The organism is Pseudomonas sp. P7758 (assembly GCF_013386485.1).
Taxonomy (GTDB): domain Bacteria; phylum Pseudomonadota; class Gammaproteobacteria; order Pseudomonadales; family Pseudomonadaceae; genus Aquipseudomonas.
Map to the genome: position 1 here is coordinate 1 of NZ_JACARS010000028.1, position 18,253 is coordinate 18,253.

Genomic DNA, 18,253 nt, shown 5'->3' on the forward strand with positions numbered 1-18,253 from the left:
GCCCATGTGAGAGTAGGTCATCGTCAAGATTAAATTCCAGAACCCCTGATTGCTTATGCAGTCAGGGGTTTTGTTTTGGCGGTCGGAAAATTTGGGTGGTCGAATTTCAAGCATCTTCAATGCTAACGTCCTGCCTTTCTATGCAATGGCCTAATGCATGGCTATCATGCGTGCCTCATTGTGAGGCGAGACCTGCATGCTGACGTTGTTGAAACTTCTAAAAGATGGTCGATTCCACTCCGGGGAGGCGCTCGGTGCTGCCTTGGGTGTCAGTCGCAGTGCTGTATGGAAGCAGCTTCAGCATCTCGAGGCGGAATTGGGTCTACCTATCCATAAAGTGCGGGGCAGGGGGTATCAGTTGGCCGCGCCCCTGATACTGTTAAGTGCCGATGAAATAGCTCGGCATGTACCTGTTCCTGCATGGCCTGTTCATATCTCTGACTCCATTGACTCTACCAATGCCGAGGCATTGCGGCTGATTGAATCGGGTCGCACTGCGCCATTTCTTGTGCTTTCAGAACAGCAAACTGCAGGCAGGGGAAGGCGCGGACGAAAGTGGGTCAGTCCTTTCGCTCAAAACGTCTACTACAGCCTTGTGATGCGGATCGAAGGCGGCATGCGTCAGTTGGAAGGGCTAAGCCTGGTGGTCGGACTTGCAGTTATGCAGGCGCTGCGCGACGCGGGTGTTCGTGGTGCAGGGTTGAAGTGGCCAAATGACGTTTTGGTCGGGCAGAAAAAGATCGCCGGAATTCTCCTGGAACTGGTCGGGGATCCCGCTGACGTCTGTCACGTCGTTATTGGTATCGGCATCAACGTGAACATGCAGAAGGCGGATGAGGTCGATCAGCAATGGAGCTCCGTACAGTTGGAGAGCGGCAGTGCTGTTGATCGCAACTACCTGGTAGCGCGTCTTGGAGTGCAGCTGCAGGCTTATCTTGAGCGTCACCAGGCATCTGGCTTTTCGGCAATCCAGGGTGAGTGGGAGCAAAGCCATTTATGGCAGGGCCGGCCTGTATCGCTCATCGCGGGCGTGAACCGGATTGACGGCGTGGTGCTGGGGGTCGATGGGCAAGGTGCATTGCGGTTGAGCGTGGATGGTGTTGAGAAAGTATATAGCGGTGGTGAGCTAAGCCTGAGGTTGCGTGATGATTCTTGAGCTCGACTGTGGGAATAGCTTTATCAAATGGCGGGTACTTGAGTCGGATAAGGCTCGTATCTTTGCCGAAGGTGTCGTTGGGTCGGATGCCTCGCTGATCGACAGCCTGTTCGCGCTCACGGGGCTCGCGTTAAAAGACTGCCGGCTGGTGAGTGTTCGCGCTTCGGATGAGACAAGTCAACTGGTCGCTACCCTGGTCGAGGCATTTGGCGTCAAGGTGCTGTGTGCTGCTTCGGCGAGACAGATGGGTGGGGTGCGGAACGGGTACGAAGATTTCGAGCGCCTGGGACTGGATCGTTGGCTCGCGATGCTGGGTGGGTTTCAGCTGGCGTCGGGCGCGTGCCTGGTGCTCGATTTTGGCACCGCCGCAACAGCAGACTTCATTTCCGCAGACGGTGAGCATCTCGGCGGTTTCATTTGTCCGGGGATGCCGCTGATGCGTAATCAGCTTCGAACACATACCCGCAAAATACGCTATGACGATATCGCCGCTGAACGGGCTCTTGAGGCGCTGTCTCCAGGGCGCACAACTGTGGAGGCGGTAGAGCGCGGCTGTACGCTCATGCTGAGGGGCTTTGTGTTGACCCAGCTGGAGTTGGCTCGAAGCTATTGGGGGAGCGATTTTACCGTCTTCCTTACCGGTGGGGACGCTGAGCTCGTGGCTGACGCTGTGCCTCACGGTAGGCTTGTCCCTGATCTGGTTTTTGTTGGCTTGGCGATGGCGTGCCCTTTGTCCTGAGGTTTTTATGCGTTGGCTGTTTCTGCTTTTGCTGGTCCTCAATGTCTTCTATTACATCTGGCATCAGCAGGAGGCCCCTCTGCGCGCTAAAGATGTCACGCCTTTGGCTCTCTATCGTGGTTCTCAGCAAGATATCCGCCTGTTGAGCGAATCGGCTGATGCGATGGTTCGGCGAGACAGGGCAAAAGCGCCTGATGCGCAGGCGACGTGCTTGTATATCGGCGGTTTGCCTGATCAGAAAGAGGCTCAGTCCGTTGAGCAGCGCCTCACCAGCCTGGATATCAAGGTCAGGCTGCAGTCTCTGAACCTGCCTGATGCGTCGGGATATTGGCTGCGAGTGGCCCCTGAAAGCAGGCGTCTGGCCGATGATCTGCCCTTTGAAAACCTTGTTAATGAATTCAATGAGTTAAAACATAAAATAATGCCGTGCGAAGGCATTGCAACCTTCGAATAGTTTGCATAGAATGGCGCCCGCTTCGCAGTGAAGACCTTCTAGGTCGACAGGGCGAAGCGAAGGTCAACGCAGCTAACCTCATATTTTTTAATGAGAAAATGCTTGACAGAAGGCTGGCATGATGTAGAATGCCGGCTCGCTTAGGAGGGGTTCCCGAGCGGCCAAAGGGATCAGACTGTAAATCTGACGTCTACGACTTCGAAGGTTCGAATCCTTCCCCCTCCACCATTTTAGCGTGAGCTGCAAGCTCCGCGGGTATAGTTTAGTGGTAGAACCTCAGCCTTCCAAGCTGATGATGCGGGTTCGATTCCCGCTACCCGCTCCAAGTTTGCAGGTTGTGCAAGTTGTTTCGCTCTTGTAGCTCAGTTGGTAGAGCACACCCTTGGTAAGGGTGAGGTCAGCGGTTCAAATCCGCTCAAGAGCTCCATATAACAAGGCAGATATGAAAATATCTGCCTTTGTTTTAACAGCTACCTCCGGTTGAATATGCCCTCTCTCGCTGTTTTGTTTGGGTGGGTTTCAGGTCTGCAGGGGTTTGTTGTTGTAAAGTCTTTTTCAGATCGGCATAATTGTCGGCCTGATTTTGTTTTAGGTCAGTAGCTCAATTGGCAGAGCGACGGTCTCCAAAACCGTAGGTTGGGGGTTCGATTCCCTCCTGACCTGCCAGATTCACTTGGTGTGTCTGGCTTTCTTTTCACAGGATCTTCATAGATGACTCCTAAGGCTGAAGCTCAAGGCTCTCGCTTCGATCTGCTCAAGTGGCTTGTAGTAGTCGCTGTTGTGGTTGTAGGCGTTGTTGGCAACCAGTACTACTCTGGGTCGCCAATCCTGTACCGTGTCCTCGCATTGCTCGCCCTTGCTGCTGTTGCTGCCTTTGTTGGCCTGCAGACTGCAAAAGGCAAGTCGTTTGCGGTCCTGGTGAAGGAAGCTCGTACCGAGATCCGTAAAGTCGTTTGGCCGACTCGCCAAGAAACCACGCAGACCACGTTGATCGTGGTAGCTGTTGTTCTGGTTATGGCGTTGCTGTTGTGGGGGCTTGATTCCCTGCTCGGCTGGCTTGTTTCCTTGATTGTTGGCTAAGGGTGTCCCGTGGCTAAGCGTTGGTACGTTGTGCATGCTTACTCGGGTTACGAGAAGCATGTCATGCGCTCTTTGCTAGAGCGCGTAAAGCTGGCAGGCATGGAAGATGGCTTCGGCGAAATTCTGGTTCCCACTGAAGAAGTGGTTGAAATGCGTAATGGCCAGAAACGCAAAAGCGAACGTAAGTTCTTCCCTGGCTACGTGCTGGTTCAAATGGACATGAATGAGGGTACTTGGCACTTGGTCAAGGACACTCCTCGCGTCATGGGTTTCATCGGCGGTACCGCTGATAAGCCTGCTCCGATCACTGACAAAGAAGCAGAAGCAATTCTGCGTCGCGTTGCTGATGGTAGCGACAAGCCCAAGCCGAAGACGTTGTTCGAGCCGGGTGAGGTTGTTCGTGTCACAGATGGTCCGTTCGCTGATTTTAACGGCACCGTCGAAGAAGTTAACTACGAAAAGAGCCGGATCCAAGTGGCAGTGCTCATTTTCGGTCGCTCTACTCCGGTAGAGCTAGAGTTCAGCCAGGTCGAAAAAGTCTAGCTGAGCAAGCATCCCAACCCCGCAGCCTTAGGCTGTGGGGTTTTGTCGTCACTGGGATAAACGCGCAAGTAACCGGGGAGCCTTTCGAGGCGTTCGAACCCGTAATTGGAGTGCCTCATGGCCAAGAAGATTACCGCTTACATCAAGCTGCAAGTGAAGGCCGCTCAGGCCAACCCAAGCCCACCTGTTGGTCCAGCTCTGGGTCAGCACGGCGTGAACATCATGGAATTCTGCAAGGCCTTCAACGCCCGTACTCAGGGTATTGAGCCAGGTCTGCCGACTCCAGTGATCATCACTGTATACAGCGACCGTAGCTTCACCTTCGAAACCAAGTCGACCCCGGCTTCGGTTCTGTTGAAGAAAGCTGCTGGTCTGACTAGCGGTTCCGCTCGTCCTAACACCGTTAAGGTTGGCACCGTGACCCGTGCTCAGCTGGAAGAAATCGCGAAAACCAAAAACGCGGATCTGACTGCAGCTGATATGGATGCAGCCGTGCGTACCATCGCCGGTTCTGCTCGTAGCATGGGCCTTAACGTGGAGGGTGTGTAATGGCTAAGCTGACCAAGCGCCAAAAGGCTATCGCCGGCAAAATCGAAGCGGGCAAGTCCTACAATTTTGTAGACGCTGCTGCTCTGCTGACCGAGCTGTCGACTGTCAAGTTCAGCGAGTCTGTTGACGTTGCTGTAAACCTGGGCGTTGACCCACGTAAATCCGACCAGGTCGTTCGTAGCGCTACTGTGCTGCCACACGGTACTGGCAAGACTGTACGTGTAGCTGTCTTCACCCAAGGCCCAGCAGCTGAAGCTGCTCTGGCCGCCGGCGCCGATCGCGTTGGCATGGACGACCTGGCTGCCGAAATGAAAGGCGGCGACCTGAACTATGACGTCGTAATTGCTTCCCCGGATGCAATGCGCGTTGTAGGTCAGTTGGGTCAGATCCTCGGTCCACGTGGCCTGATGCCTAACCCTAAAGTCGGCACCGTGACTCCAGACGTAGCTACCGCGGTTAAAAACGCCAAAGCTGGTCAGGTTCGTTATCGCACCGACAAAAACGGCATCATTCACACCTCCGTTGGCAAAGTCGGCTTTGATGCCGTCAAGCTGAAGGAAAACGTTGAAGCCCTGATCGCTGATCTGAAGCGTATCAAGCCAGCTTCCTCGAAAGGTATCTACGTCAAGCGCGTTACCCTGAGCACCACTATGGGCCCAGGTCTGGTCATCGACCAAGGCTCGCTGGACGTATAAGACACAAATTGGCGCAAGTAATTGCGCCAATTGAAAGATTGGGGTCCCTGCCTGGCGGGGGCTATCCAAGACCGTAGGCGACGCAAGTCTTAAACCACAAGCCTACGCAGATGGTGCTCCCGGTTCCTTACCGAATCAGACACCAAAACGACATCCGGCCCAGGCCAGATGAAACGGTAACAAGCAGGAGTTAAACCCGTGGCAATTAATCTCGAAGACAAGAAGGCCATCGTCGCTGAAGTCAACGAGGCTGCCAAAGCTGCTCTGTCCGCTGTCGTGGCTGATGCCCGTGGTGTGACAGTAAGCGCTATGACCGGACTCCGTAAAGAGGCTCGTGAAGCTGGCGTATACGTACGTGTTGTACGTAACACCCTGCTCAAGCGCGCTGTTGCTGACACTGAATACAGTGTCCTCAACGACGTGTTCACCGGCCCGACCCTGATTGCGTTCTCCAAGGAACATCCTGGCGCTGCTGCCCGTTTGTTCAAGGAATTCGCCAAGGGTCAGGATAAGTTCGAGATCAAGGCAGCTGCGTTCGAGGGCAAGTTCCTCGCAGCTAACCAAATCGACGTACTGGCAACACTGCCGACCCGTAACGAAGCTATTTCTCAGCTGATGAGCGTGATTCAAGGCGCTACCAGCAAGTTGGCTCGTACTCTGGCCGCAGTTCGCGAGCAAAAAGAAGCTGCCGCAGCCTAAGGCTGAGCATCTCCTCTCGCGTATTTTTGTTTATTTCGATGGCCGCGTAGGCCGTCCCCCAATTCAGGAATTACAGCAATGTCTATCTCCCAAGACGATATCCTCAACGCCGTAGCTGAAATGTCGGTTCTGCAGGTTGTTGAGCTGATCAAAGCTTTCGAAGAAAAATTCGGTGTTTCCGCTGCCGCTGCTTCGGCTGGCCCAGCTGTTGCCGCTGTTGCTGCTGAAGAGCAAACCGAATTCAACGTCATGCTGCTGGAAGCTGGCGAGAAGAAAGTAAACGTGATCAAGGCAGTACGTGAACTGACCGGTCTGGGCCTGAAAGAAGCCAAGGCAGTAGTTGACGGCGCCCCTGCCCAGGTTCTGGAAGCAGTGTCGAAAGACGCAGCTGACAAAGCTAAAGCAGTGCTGGAAGAAGCAGGCGCTAAAGTCGAGCTGAAGTAAGCATCGACCTTGCGTCTCCAGCCCAAGCGTTAAGCTGAAGGCTGATGGCTGGTGGCTCTTGCCACCGGCCTTTTTCCGTTATTGGCAATCGACTCGGTCGTCGCCTATAACGCGCTGTAACCACCCGATGCGGTGGCGCAAACCATGGGGTTTGCAAGATTTTCTGGCTGCTCCCGTCGGGAGGGGCCAAACAAGCAGGTGACCAAGCTGGGGAACGCTGATGGCTTACTCATATACTGAGAAAAAACGTATCCGCAAGGACTTTAGCAAGTTGCCGGACGTCATGGATGTCCCGTACCTTCTGGCTATCCAGCTGGATTCGTATCGTGAATTCTTGCAGGCGGGAGCGACCAAAGATCAGTTCCGCGACGTGGGCCTGCATGCGGCCTTCAAATCCGTTTTCCCGATCATCAGCTACTCCGGCAATGCTGCGCTGGAGTACGTCGGTTATCGCCTGGGCGAACCGGCATTTGATGTCAAAGAATGCGTGTTGCGCGGTGTTACGTACGCCGTACCTTTGCGGGTAAAAGTCCGTCTGATCATCTTCGACAAAGAGTCGTCGAACAAAGCGATCAAGGACATCAAAGAGCAAGAAGTCTACATGGGTGAAATCCCCCTGATGACTGAGAACGGTACCTTCGTTATCAACGGTACCGAGCGCGTTATCGTTTCCCAGCTGCACCGTTCCCCGGGCGTGTTCTTTGACCACGACCGCGGCAAGACGCACAGCTCCGGCAAGCTCCTGTACTCCGCGCGGATCATTCCGTACCGCGGTTCGTGGTTGGACTTCGAGTTCGACCCGAAAGACTGCGTGTTCGTGCGTATCGACCGTCGTCGCAAGCTGCCGGCCTCGGTACTGCTGCGCGCGCTCGGCTATACCACTGAGCAAGTGCTGGACGCTTTCTACACCACTAACGTATTCCACCTGAGCGGCGAAACCCTCAGCCTGGAGTTGGTGCCTCAGCGCCTGCGTGGTGAGATTGCCGTTCTGGACATCCAGGACGACAAAGGCAAGGTCATCGTTGAAGCCGGCCGCCGTATTACCGCGCGCCACATCAACCAGATCGAAAAAGCCGGTATCAAGACGCTGGAAGTGCCTCTGGACTACGTCCTGGGTCGCACCACCGCCAAGGTCATCGTGCACCCGGCCACCGGCGAAATCCTGGCTGAATGCAACACCGAGCTGAACACCGAGATCCTGGCGAAAATCGCCAAGTCCCAGGTTGTTCGCATCGAGACCCTGTACACCAATGACATCGACTGCGGCCCGTTCGTCTCCGACACCCTGAAGATCGACTCCACCAGCAACCAATTGGAAGCGCTGGTCGAGATCTATCGCATGATGCGTCCTGGCGAACCACCAACCAAAGACGCTGCCGAGACCCTGTTCAACAACCTGTTCTTCAGCCCTGAGCGCTATGACCTGTCTGCGGTCGGCCGGATGAAGTTCAACCGTCGTATCGGTCGTACCGAGATCGAAGGTTCGGGCGTGCTGTGCAAGGAAGACATCGTCGCGGTACTGAAGACCCTGGTCGACATCCGTAACGGCAAAGGCATCGTCGATGACATCGACCACCTGGGTAACCGTCGTGTTCGCTGCGTAGGCGAAATGGCCGAGAACCAGTTCCGCGTTGGCCTGGTACGTGTTGAGCGTGCGGTCAAAGAGCGTCTGTCGATGGCAGAAAGCGAAGGCCTGATGCCGCAAGACCTGATCAACGCCAAGCCAGTGGCTGCGGCGGTGAAAGAGTTCTTCGGTTCCAGCCAGCTCTCGCAGTTCATGGACCAGAACAACCCGCTCTCCGAGATCACCCACAAGCGCCGTGTTTCCGCACTGGGCCCGGGCGGTCTGACTCGTGAGCGTGCAGGCTTTGAAGTTCGTGACGTACACCCGACTCACTACGGTCGTGTATGCCCGATTGAAACGCCGGAAGGTCCGAACATCGGTCTGATCAACTCCCTGGCTGCCTACGCGCGCACCAACCAGTACGGCTTCCTCGAGAGCCCGTACCGCGTGGTGAAAGACGCACTGGTCACCGACGAGATCGTGTTCCTGTCCGCCATCGAAGAAGCTGATCACGTGATCGCTCAGGCTTCGGCCACGATGAACGACAAGAAAATGCTGATCGACGAACTGGTAGCTGTTCGTCACTTGAACGAGTTCACCGTCAAGGCGCCGGAAGACGTCACCTTGATGGACGTATCGCCGAAGCAGGTAGTTTCGGTTGCAGCGTCGCTGATCCCGTTCCTGGAGCACGATGACGCCAACCGTGCGTTGATGGGTTCCAACATGCAGCGTCAAGCTGTACCGACCCTGCGCGCTGACAAGCCGCTGGTAGGTACCGGCATGGAGCGTAACGTAGCCCGTGACTCCGGCGTTTGCGTCGTGGCTCGTCGTGGCGGCGTGATCGACTCCGTTGATGCCAGCCGTATCGTGGTTCGTGTTGCCGACGACGAAGTTGAAACTGGCGAAGCCGGTGTCGACATCTACAACCTGACCAAATACACCCGCTCCAACCAGAACACCTGCATCAACCAGCGTCCGCTGGTGAGCAAGGGTGATCGGGTTCAGCGCAGCGACATCATGGCAGACGGTCCGTCCACCGATATGGGTGAGCTGGCACTGGGCCAGAACATGCGCATCGCGTTCATGGCCTGGAACGGTTACAACTTCGAAGACTCCATCTGCCTGTCCGAGCGTGTGGTTCAGGAAGATCGCTTCACCACGATCCACATTCAGGAACTGACCTGTGTGGCGCGTGACACCAAGCTTGGGCCAGAGGAAATCACTGCAGACATCCCGAACGTGGGTGAAGCTGCACTGAACAAGCTGGACGAAGCCGGTATCGTTTACGTAGGTGCTGAAGTTGGCGCAGGCGACATCCTGGTAGGCAAGGTCACTCCGAAAGGCGAGACCCAACTGACTCCGGAAGAGAAGCTGTTGCGTGCCATCTTCGGTGAAAAAGCCAGCGACGTTAAAGACACTTCCCTGCGTGTACCTACCGGTACCAAGGGCACTGTCATCGACGTACAGGTCTTCACCCGTGACGGCGTTGAGCGTGATGCTCGTGCACTGTCCATCGAGAAGACCCAACTCGACGAGATCCGCAAGGACCTGAACGAAGAGTTCCGTATCGTTGAAGGCGCGACCTTCGAGCGTCTGCGTTCCGCCCTGGTAGGCCACAAGGCTGAAGGCGGCGCAGGTCTGAAGAAAGGTCAGGACATCACCGACGAAGTACTCGACGGTCTTGAGCACGGGCAGTGGTTCAAACTGCGCATGGCTGAAGATGCTCTGAACGAGCAGCTCGAGAAGGCCCAGGCCTACATCGTCGATCGTCGCCGTCTGCTGGACGACAAGTTCGAAGACAAGAAGCGCAAACTGCAGCAGGGCGATGACCTGGCTCCAGGCGTGCTGAAAATCGTCAAGGTTTACCTGGCAATCCGTCGCCGCATCCAGCCGGGCGACAAGATGGCCGGTCGTCACGGTAACAAAGGTGTGGTCTCCGTGATCATGCCGGTTGAAGACATGCCGCACGATGCCAATGGCACCCCGGTCGATGTCGTCCTCAACCCGTTGGGCGTACCTTCGCGTATGAACGTTGGTCAGATCCTTGAAACCCACCTGGGCCTCGCGGCCAAAGGTCTGGGCGAGAAGATCAACCGTATGATCGAAGAGCAGCGCAAGGTCGCAGACCTGCGCAAGTTCCTGCACGAGATCTACAACGAGATCGGCGGTCGCAACGAAGAGCTGGACACCTTCTCCGACCAGGAAATCCTGGATCTGGCGAAGAACCTGCGCGGCGGCGTTCCAATGGCTACCCCGGTGTTCGACGGTGCCAAGGAAAGCGAAATCAAGGCCATGCTGAAACTGGCAGACCTGCCAGAAAGCGGCCAGATGCAGCTGTTCGACGGCCGTACCGGCAACAAGTTTGAGCGCCCGGTTACTGTTGGCTACATGTACATGCTGAAGCTGAACCACTTGGTAGACGACAAGATGCACGCTCGTTCTACCGGTTCGTACAGCCTGGTTACCCAGCAGCCGCTGGGTGGTAAGGCTCAGTTCGGTGGTCAGCGTTTCGGGGAGATGGAGGTCTGGGCACTGGAAGCATACGGTGCTGCTTACACTCTGCAAGAAATGCTCACAGTGAAGTCGGACGATGTGAACGGTCGGACCAAGATGTACAAAAACATCGTGGACGGCGATCACCGTATGGAGCCGGGCATGCCCGAGTCTTTCAACGTGTTGATCAAAGAAATTCGTTCCCTCGGCATCGATATCGATCTGGAAACCGAATAACACGTGACGCGAATCGAGAGCGGGGCTGTTTAGCCCGCTCTCTGCTCCGCCAGGAGGAAAGGCCTTGAAAGACCTACTGAATTTGCTGAAAAACCAGGGTCAAGTCGAAGAGTTCGACGCCATCCGTATTGGGTTGGCATCGCCTGAGATGATCCGTTCGTGGTCGTTCGGTGAAGTTAAAAAGCCGGAAACCATCAACTACCGTACGTTCAAACCAGAGCGTGACGGCCTGTTCTGCGCCAAGATCTTTGGCCCGGTAAAGGATTACGAGTGCCTGTGCGGTAAGTACAAGCGCTTGAAGCACCGTGGTGTGATCTGCGAGAAGTGCGGCGTTGAAGTTGCACTGGCCAAAGTTCGTCGTGAGCGCATGGCGCACATCGAGCTGGCTTCGCCGGTTGCCCACATCTGGTTCCTGAAATCACTGCCGTCCCGTATCGGCTTGCTGATGGACATGACCCTGCGTGATATCGAACGCGTTCTCTACTTCGAGAGCTATGTCGTTATCGATCCAGGCATGACCACCCTTGAAAAGGGTCAGCTGCTGAACGACGAGCAGTACTTCGAAGCGCTGGAAGAGTTCGGCGACGATTTCGATGCCCGCATGGGTGCCGAAGCTGTCCGCGAACTGCTGCACGCTATCGACCTGGAACACGAGATTGGCCGTCTGCGTGAAGAAATTCCGCAAACCAACTCCGAAACCAAGATCAAGAAGCTGTCCAAGCGTCTGAAGTTGATGGAAGCCTTCCAGGGTTCCGGCAACTTGCCAGAGTGGATGGTGCTGACCGTTCTGCCGGTTCTGCCGCCAGACCTGCGTCCGCTGGTACCGTTGGATGGCGGTCGCTTCGCGACTTCCGACCTCAACGACCTGTACCGTCGCGTGATCAACCGTAACAACCGCTTGAAGCGTCTGCTCGACCTGTCCGCTCCGGACATCATCGTGCGCAACGAAAAGCGTATGTTGCAGGAAGCTGTCGATGCCCTGCTCGACAACGGTCGTCGTGGCCGCGCTATCACCGGTTCGAACAAGCGTCCTCTGAAATCCCTGGCTGACATGATCAAGGGTAAGCAGGGTCGTTTCCGTCAGAACTTGCTCGGTAAGCGTGTTGACTACTCCGGTCGTTCGGTAATTACCGTAGGCCCGACCCTGCGTCTGCACCAGTGCGGTCTGCCGAAGAAGATGGCTCTCGAGCTGTTCAAGCCGTTCATTTTCGGCAAGCTGGAAATGCGTGGTCTCGCGACCACCATCAAAGCTGCCAAGAAAATGGTCGAGCGCGAGCTGCCAGAGGTTTGGGACGTTCTCGCTGAAGTGATCCGTGAACACCCGGTTCTCCTCAACCGTGCACCGACCCTTCACCGTCTGGGTATCCAGGCGTTTGAACCGGTACTGATCGAAGGTAAAGCTATCCAGCTGCACCCGCTGGTCTGTGCTGCGTACAACGCCGACTTCGACGGCGACCAAATGGCCGTGCACGTACCGCTGACGCTGGAAGCCCAGCTGGAAGCGCGTGCGTTGATGATGTCGACCAACAACATTCTGTCGCCAGCCAACGGTGAGCCAATCATCGTTCCGTCGCAGGACGTTGTATTGGGTCTGTACTACATGACTCGTGAAGCGATCAACGCCAAGGGCGAAGGTCGTGTGTTCGCGGATCTGCAGGAAGTTGACCGTGTGTTCCGTGCCGGCGAAGCCGCACTGCACGCCAAGGTTAAAGTCCGCATCCACGAAACCATCAACGATCGTGACGGTGGCAGCGTCAAGAACACCCGTATCGTCGACACCACTGTCGGCCGTGCGCTGCTGTTCCAGGTTGTTCCACCTGGCCTGTCGTACGACGTGGTCAACCAGCCAATGAAGAAAAAGGCGATCTCCAAGCTGATCAACCAGTGCTACCGCGTGGTTGGTTTGAAAGAGACCGTTATCTTCGCTGACCAGTTGATGTACACCGGTTTTGCTTATTCGACCATTTCCGGCGTTTCCATCGGTGTTAACGACTTCGTTATCCCGGACGAGAAAGCCGCCATCATCGGTGCTGCCACCGATGAAGTGAAAGAGATCGAAAGCCAGTACGCCTCCGGCCTGGTAACCCAGGGCGAGAAGTACAACAAAGTGATCGACCTTTGGTCCAAGGCCAACGACGAAGTGTCGAAGGCGATGATGTCGAACCTCTCGAAAGAGCGTGTTATCGACCGTCATGGCGTGGAAGTCGATCAAGAGTCGTTCAACTCGATGTACATGATGGCCGACTCGGGCGCACGGGGTTCTGCTGCGCAGATCCGTCAGCTCGCCGGTATGCGTGGCCTGATGGCCAAGCCGGACGGTTCCATCATCGAAACGCCGATTACTGCGAACTTCCGTGAAGGTTTGAGCGTACTTCAGTACTTCATCTCGACTCACGGTGCTCGTAAAGGTCTGGCGGATACCGCGTTGAAAACCGCTAACTCCGGTTACCTGACTCGTCGTCTGGTAGACGTTGCGCAAGACTTGGTTGTGACTGAAGTTGACTGCGGCACCGAACACGGTCTGCTGATGACTCCGCACATCGAAGGCGGCGACGTTGTAGAACCGTTGGGTGAGCGCGTACTGGGTCGAGTAATCGCCCGTGACGTATTCAAGCCAGGTACCGAGGAAGTCATCGTTCCTGCCGGCACCCTGGTAGACGAGAAGTGGGTCGAGTTCATCGAACTCAACAGCATCGACGAAGTGATTGTTCGCTCGCCGATCAGCTGCGAAACCCGCTACGGCATTTGCGCCAAGTGCTACGGCCGTGACTTGGCTCGTGGTCACCAGGTGAACATCGGTGAAGCGGTCGGCGTTATCGCTGCCCAGTCCATCGGTGAGCCGGGTACCCAGCTGACCATGCGTACGTTCCACATCGGTGGTGCGGCAAGCCGGACCTCCGCAGCCGACAGCGTTCAGGTGAAGAATGGCGGTACCGTCCGTCTGCACAACCTGAAGCACGTTGAGCGAGTGGATGGCCACCTGGTTGCTGTGTCCCGTTCCGGTGAGCTGGCAATCGCTGATGACTACGGTCGTGAGCGCGAGCGTTACAAGCTGCCGTACGGTGCTGTGATTTCGGTTAAAGAAGGTGACAAGGTCGACGCTGGCGCAATCGTGGCCAAGTGGGATCCACACACTCACCCAATCGTTACCGAAATGAAAGGTACCGTGACCTACGTGGGCATGGAAGAAGGCATCACGATCAAGCGTCAGACTGACGAATTGACCGGTATGACCAACATTGAAGTACTCGACGCCAAAGACCGTCCAGCTGCAGGCAAAGATATCCGTCCTGCCGTGAAGATGGTTGATGACAACGGCAAGGATCTGTTGCTGCCAGGCACTGACGTTATCGCTCAGTACTTCCTGCCAGCCAACGCCCTGGTCGGTGTTGCGGATGGTGCGAAGATCGCGATCGGTGATGTTATCGCTCGTATCCCGCAAGAAACTTCGAAGACCCGTGACATCACCGGTGGTCTGCCGCGTGTTGCCGACTTGTTCGAAGCTCGTCGTCCGAAAGAAGCGTCGATTCTGGCTGAAGTCAGCGGCACCATCGCGTTCGGTAAAGAGACCAAGGGCAAGCGCCGCCTGGTTATCACCCCGAACGACGGTAGCGATCCGTACGAAGAGCTGATTCCGAAGTGGCGTCACCTGAACGTCTTCGAAGGCGAACAGGTAAACCGCGGCGAAGTTATCTCCGACGGCCCGAGCGATCCACACGACATCCTGCGTCTGCTGGGTGTGAGTGCGCTGGCCAAGTACATCGTTAACGAGATCCAGGACGTTTACCGTCTGCAAGGCGTGAAGATCAACGATAAGCACATCGAGACCATCCTGCGTCAGATGCTGCGTAAAGTTGAAATCGCTGAATCCGGCGATTCGAGTTTCATCAAGGGCGACCAGATGGAACTGACTCACGTACTGGTAGAGAACGAGCGCCTGGCGAACGACGAGAAATTCGTTTCCAAGTTCACTCGTGTGTTGCTGGGTATCACCAAGGCGTCGTTGTCCACTGAGTCGTTCATCTCGGCGGCCTCCTTCCAGGAGACTACTCGCGTACTGACCGAAGCAGCGGTAACCGGCAAGCGCGATTACCTGCGCGGCCTGAAAGAAAACGTGGTTGTGGGTCGTCTGATCCCGGCCGGTACCGGTTTGGCCTACCACAGCGAGCGTAAGCGTCGCCGTGAACTCGACAAGCCGTTGCGCGTAAGCGCCAGTGAAGTGGAAGCTGCACTGACCGAAGCGCTGAACTCAAGCGGTAACTGAGTTCTGCGGTAAATAAGACCGGGCCCTGGCAGCCCCGTTCGTCGGATCGAGACAGATTTGTCCCGGTTCGATGGAAGGGGAGGTCGGGGCCTTGCCTTGACTGGGGACAAGATCCTCTTTAGACTCTTGTACCCCTAAATTTGGCGGGAATTCGTTCCTGCCATTTTGCTTTTCTTGCAAGACAATAGCGTCGCAAGACAACAGTGGAGCTAGTAGATGGCAACTATCAACCAGCTGGTACGTCAGCCGCGTAAGCGTATCGTCGAGAAATCCGACGTGCCTGCGCTGCAGAACTGCCCGCAACGTCGTGGCGTATGCACTCGCGTGTATACCACTACGCCGAAAAAACCTAACTCGGCACTGCGTAAAGTATGCCGTGTGCGCCTGACCAACGGTTTCGAGGTTTCCTCGTACATCGGCGGTGAAGGTCACAACCTGCAAGAGCACAGCGTGGTACTGATCCGCGGCGGTCGTGTAAAAGACTTGCCAGGTGTTCGTTACCACACCGTACGCGGCTCCTTGGATACTTCCGGCGTTAAAGGTCGTAACCAGGGTCGTTCGAAGTACGGTACCAAGAAGCCTAAGTAGTAGCGGCTTTTTGTAAAACTGAATCATCTTATTTTCTGAGTCGATAAGAGTAAGGTCGGAGGCGTCCCGAAAGGGCACCGATTCCGAGCGAACCTGAAGACCGTTTGAGGGCTTATCCATGCCAAGAAGACGCGTAGCAGCCAAGCGCGAAGTGCTTGACGATCCAAAATACGGAAGCCAAATCCTGGCCAAGTTCATGAACCACGTAATGGAAAGCGGCAAGAAAGCCGTTGCCGAGCGTATCGTTTATGGCGCGCTGGAAAAGGTTAAAGAACGCAAGAACAGCGACCCCCTGGAAATCTTCGAGAAAGCTCTCGACGCCATCGCTCCGCTGGTCGAAGTGAAGTCGCGCCGTGTAGGCGGTGCTACTTACCAGGTTCCGGTTGAAGTTCGCCCGTCCCGTCGTAACGCTTTGGCAATGCGCTGGTTGGTAGACTTCGCCCGTAAGCGCGGCGAGAAGTCTATGGCCCTGCGTTTGGCTGGCGAACTGTTGGACGCTGCTGAAGGTAAAGGTGCTGCTGTTAAGAAGCGTGAAGACGTGCACCGTATGGCTGAAGCCAACAAAGCTTTCTCGCACTACCGCTTCTAATTCTGGCTTCACTAATTTTGCGAGGGCTTTATGGCTCGTACTACTCCGATTAGCCGCTACCGTAACATCGGTATCGTTGCTCACGTGGATGCTGGTAAAACCACCACCACCGAGCGCGTACTGTTTTACACCGGCAAAAGTCACAAAATGGGCGAGGTGCATGACGGCGCCGCGACCACAGACTGGATGGTTCAGGAGCAGGAGCGTGGTATTACCATTACTTCTGCTGCTATTACCGCCTTCTGGAAAGGTTCCGAGAAGCAGTACAAGGACGAGCACCGCTTCAACGTAATCGATACCCCAGGCCACGTAGACTTCACCATTGAAGTTGAGCGTTCCCTGCGTGTACTCGACGGCGCTGTCGTTGTGTTCTGCGGTACTTCGGGTGTTGAGCCTCAGTCGGAAACCGTATGGCGTCAGGCCAACAAGTACGGCGTTCCGCGTCTTGTTTACGTAAACAAGATGGACCGTGCTGGTGCCAACTTCCTGCGCGTGATCGGTCAGATCAAACAGCGTCTGGGTCACACTCCGGTGCCAATCCAGTTGGCTATCGGTTCCGAAGACAACTTCCAGGGTCAGATCGATCTGATCAACATGGAAGCTGTTTACTGGAATGACGCTGACAAAGGCATGGTTCCTGTTCGTAAGCCTATCCCTGCAGAACTGCAGGAGCTGGCTGACGAGTGGCGTAACAACATGGTTGAGGCTGCTGCTGAAGCCAGCGAAGAGCTGATGAACAAGTACCTCGAAGGTGAAGAACTCACCAACGTGGAAATCAAGGCCGCTCTGCGTCAGCGTACTATCGCTGGTGAGATCGTTCTGGCTGTTTGCGGTTCTTCCTTCAAGAACAAGGGTGTTCCCCTGGTTCTCGACGCCGTTATCGACTACCTGCCTGCTCCAACCGACATTCCTGCTATCAAGGGTACCAACCCTGATAACGAGGAAGAAGAGATGGAGCGTCACGCCGATGACAGCGAGCCGTTCTCGGCTCTGGCGTTCAAGATCGCTACTGACCCATTCGTGGGTACTTTGACCTTCGTCCGCGTTTACTCGGGCGTGTTGGCCTCCGGCGACGGCGTGATCAACTCGGTTAAAGGCAAGAAAGAGCGTGTGGGTCGTATGGTGCAAATGCACGCAAACGCCCGTGAAGAGATCAAGGAAGTACGCGCTGGTGACATCGCGGCCCTGATCGGCATGAAGGACGTCACCACTGGTGAGACCTTGTGCGACGCTGCCAAGCCAATCATCCTGGTTCGCATGGACTTCCCGGAGCCGGTTATTTCGGTTGCCGTTGAGCCTAAGACCAAGGATGACCAGGAAAAAATGGGTATCGCTCTGGGCAAGCTTGCTCAGGAAGATCCATCTTTCCGCGTCAAGACTGATGAAGAGACTGGTCAAACGATCATCTCCGGCATGGGCGAGCTTCACCTGGACATCCTGGTTGACCGGATGCGCCGTGAGTTCAACGTCGAAGCCAACATCGGTAAGCCTCAGGTTTCCTATCGTGAGCGCATCACGAAGAACTGCGAAATCGAAGGCAAATTCGTTCGTCAGTCCGGCGGTCGTGGCCAGTTCGGCCATTGCTGGATCCGTTTTGCTCCTGCTGATGAAGGTCAGGAAGGTCTGCAATTCGTGAACGAAGTAGTGGGCGGTGTTGTTCCTAAGGAATACATCCCGGCTATCCAGAAGGGTATCGAAGAGCAGATGAAGAACGGTGTTGTTGCCGGCTATCCGCTCATCGGCCTGAAGGCGACCGTTTTTGACGGTTCTTACCACGACGTCGACTCCAACGAGATGGCGTTTAAGGTGGCTGCTTCCATGGCTACCAAGCAACTGGCCCAGAAGGGCGGTGGTGAGTTGCTTGAGCCAATCATGGCAGTAGAAGTCGTTACGCCTGAAGACTACATGGGTGACGTGATGGGCGACCTTAACCGTCGTCGCGGCATGATCTTGGGTATGGAAGATACGGTTTCCGGCAAAGTGATTCGTGCCGAGGTTCCGTTGGGCGAGATGTTCGGTTATGCGACCGACGTTCGTTCCATGTCTCAGGGTCGCGCAAGCTACTCTATGGAATTCAAAAAATACAACACAGCTCCGGCGCACATCGCTGAAACTGTATCCAAAAAACAAGGCTGATTCAGTCCTTTAGGCAAGGAGTT

Annotated in this window: 14 protein-coding genes and 4 tRNA genes; all 18 read left to right on the forward strand. The window is 55.6% G+C overall.

Translation table 11 applies throughout. The features are described from left to right. The first annotated feature begins 196 nt into the window (after positions 1-196). The 18 genes from birA (at position 197) to fusA (ending at position 18,230) form a co-directional block, all read left to right on the forward strand. Entirely contained in the window at positions 197-1,156 is a 960-nt protein-coding gene (gene birA, locus HX873_RS07525) for a bifunctional biotin--[acetyl-CoA-carboxylase] ligase/biotin operon repressor BirA (RefSeq protein WP_177055545.1), read from the forward strand. Next, on the forward strand, positions 1,146-1,895 hold the full coding sequence (locus HX873_RS07530) for a pantothenate kinase (RefSeq protein ID WP_087692333.1): 750 nt from the start codon (positions 1,146-1,148) through the stop codon (positions 1,893-1,895). Before birA ends, HX873_RS07530 begins: the two co-directional genes overlap by 11 nt. A gap of 7 nt (positions 1,896-1,902) precedes the next feature. Next, a complete protein-coding gene (locus HX873_RS07535) occupies positions 1,903-2,349 on the forward strand; it encodes a hypothetical protein (protein ID WP_177068939.1) in 447 nt (148 codons plus the stop codon). Positions 2,350-2,492: 143 nt separating this feature from the next. After that, a tRNA-Tyr gene (locus tag HX873_RS07540) sits at positions 2,493-2,577 on the forward strand. Between the two features lie 23 nt (positions 2,578-2,600). Beyond that, a tRNA-Gly gene (locus HX873_RS07545) sits at positions 2,601-2,674 on the forward strand. A 26-nt stretch (positions 2,675-2,700) separates the two neighbouring features. Next, a tRNA-Thr gene (locus HX873_RS07550) sits at positions 2,701-2,776 on the forward strand. A gap of 163 nt (positions 2,777-2,939) precedes the next feature. Next, positions 2,940-3,015 (forward strand) — tRNA-Trp (locus HX873_RS07555). A gap of 45 nt (positions 3,016-3,060) precedes the next feature. Then, a complete protein-coding gene (secE, locus tag HX873_RS07560) occupies positions 3,061-3,429 on the forward strand; it encodes a preprotein translocase subunit SecE (protein WP_003210099.1) in 369 nt (122 codons plus the stop codon). Positions 3,430-3,438: 9 nt separating this feature from the next. Next, complete coding sequence (gene nusG / locus HX873_RS07565; protein ID WP_003176436.1) at positions 3,439-3,972, forward strand: transcription termination/antitermination protein NusG; 534 nt, start codon at positions 3,439-3,441, stop codon at positions 3,970-3,972. A 117-nt stretch (positions 3,973-4,089) separates the two neighbouring features. Further along, positions 4,090-4,521: a 50S ribosomal protein L11 gene (gene rplK, locus HX873_RS07570; protein WP_003210097.1), complete on the forward strand. Its 432-nt coding sequence runs from the start codon at positions 4,090-4,092 to the stop codon at positions 4,519-4,521. Further along, positions 4,521-5,216 (forward strand): 50S ribosomal protein L1, encoded by a 696-nt coding sequence (rplA, locus tag HX873_RS07575; protein ID WP_003176434.1) that lies wholly within the window; start codon positions 4,521-4,523, stop codon positions 5,214-5,216. Before rplK ends, rplA begins: the two co-directional genes overlap by 1 nt. 198 nt (positions 5,217-5,414) lie before the next feature. Next, positions 5,415-5,915, forward strand: coding sequence for a 50S ribosomal protein L10 (rplJ, locus tag HX873_RS07580; protein WP_003210095.1), 501 nt, complete (start codon positions 5,415-5,417; stop codon positions 5,913-5,915). Between the two features lie 78 nt (positions 5,916-5,993). Beyond that, positions 5,994-6,359 carry a 50S ribosomal protein L7/L12 gene (gene rplL / locus HX873_RS07585; protein ID WP_003210093.1) on the forward strand — a complete coding sequence of 122 codons (366 nt, stop codon included), beginning with the start codon at positions 5,994-5,996 and terminating at the stop codon, positions 6,357-6,359. Between the two features lie 220 nt (positions 6,360-6,579). Further along, positions 6,580-10,653 (forward strand): DNA-directed RNA polymerase subunit beta, encoded by a 4,074-nt coding sequence (gene rpoB / locus HX873_RS07590; protein WP_008436421.1) that lies wholly within the window; start codon positions 6,580-6,582, stop codon positions 10,651-10,653. A gap of 64 nt (positions 10,654-10,717) precedes the next feature. Beyond that, the gene (rpoC, locus tag HX873_RS07595) at positions 10,718-14,917 is read left to right on the forward strand and encodes a DNA-directed RNA polymerase subunit beta' (protein ID WP_003210090.1); all 4,200 of its coding nucleotides are present in this window, start codon (positions 10,718-10,720) and stop codon (positions 14,915-14,917) included. 216 nt (positions 14,918-15,133) lie between these two features. Continuing rightward, positions 15,134-15,505, forward strand: coding sequence for a 30S ribosomal protein S12 (rpsL, locus tag HX873_RS07600; protein WP_002555494.1), 372 nt, complete (start codon positions 15,134-15,136; stop codon positions 15,503-15,505). A gap of 118 nt (positions 15,506-15,623) precedes the next feature. Further along, the gene (gene rpsG / locus HX873_RS07605; protein WP_002555493.1) at positions 15,624-16,094 is read left to right on the forward strand and encodes a 30S ribosomal protein S7; all 471 of its coding nucleotides are present in this window, start codon (positions 15,624-15,626) and stop codon (positions 16,092-16,094) included. 30 nt (positions 16,095-16,124) lie between these two features. After that, entirely contained in the window at positions 16,125-18,230 is a 2,106-nt protein-coding gene (fusA, locus tag HX873_RS07610) for an elongation factor G (RefSeq protein WP_003210087.1), read from the forward strand. Positions 18,231-18,253: the final 23 nt, after the last annotated feature.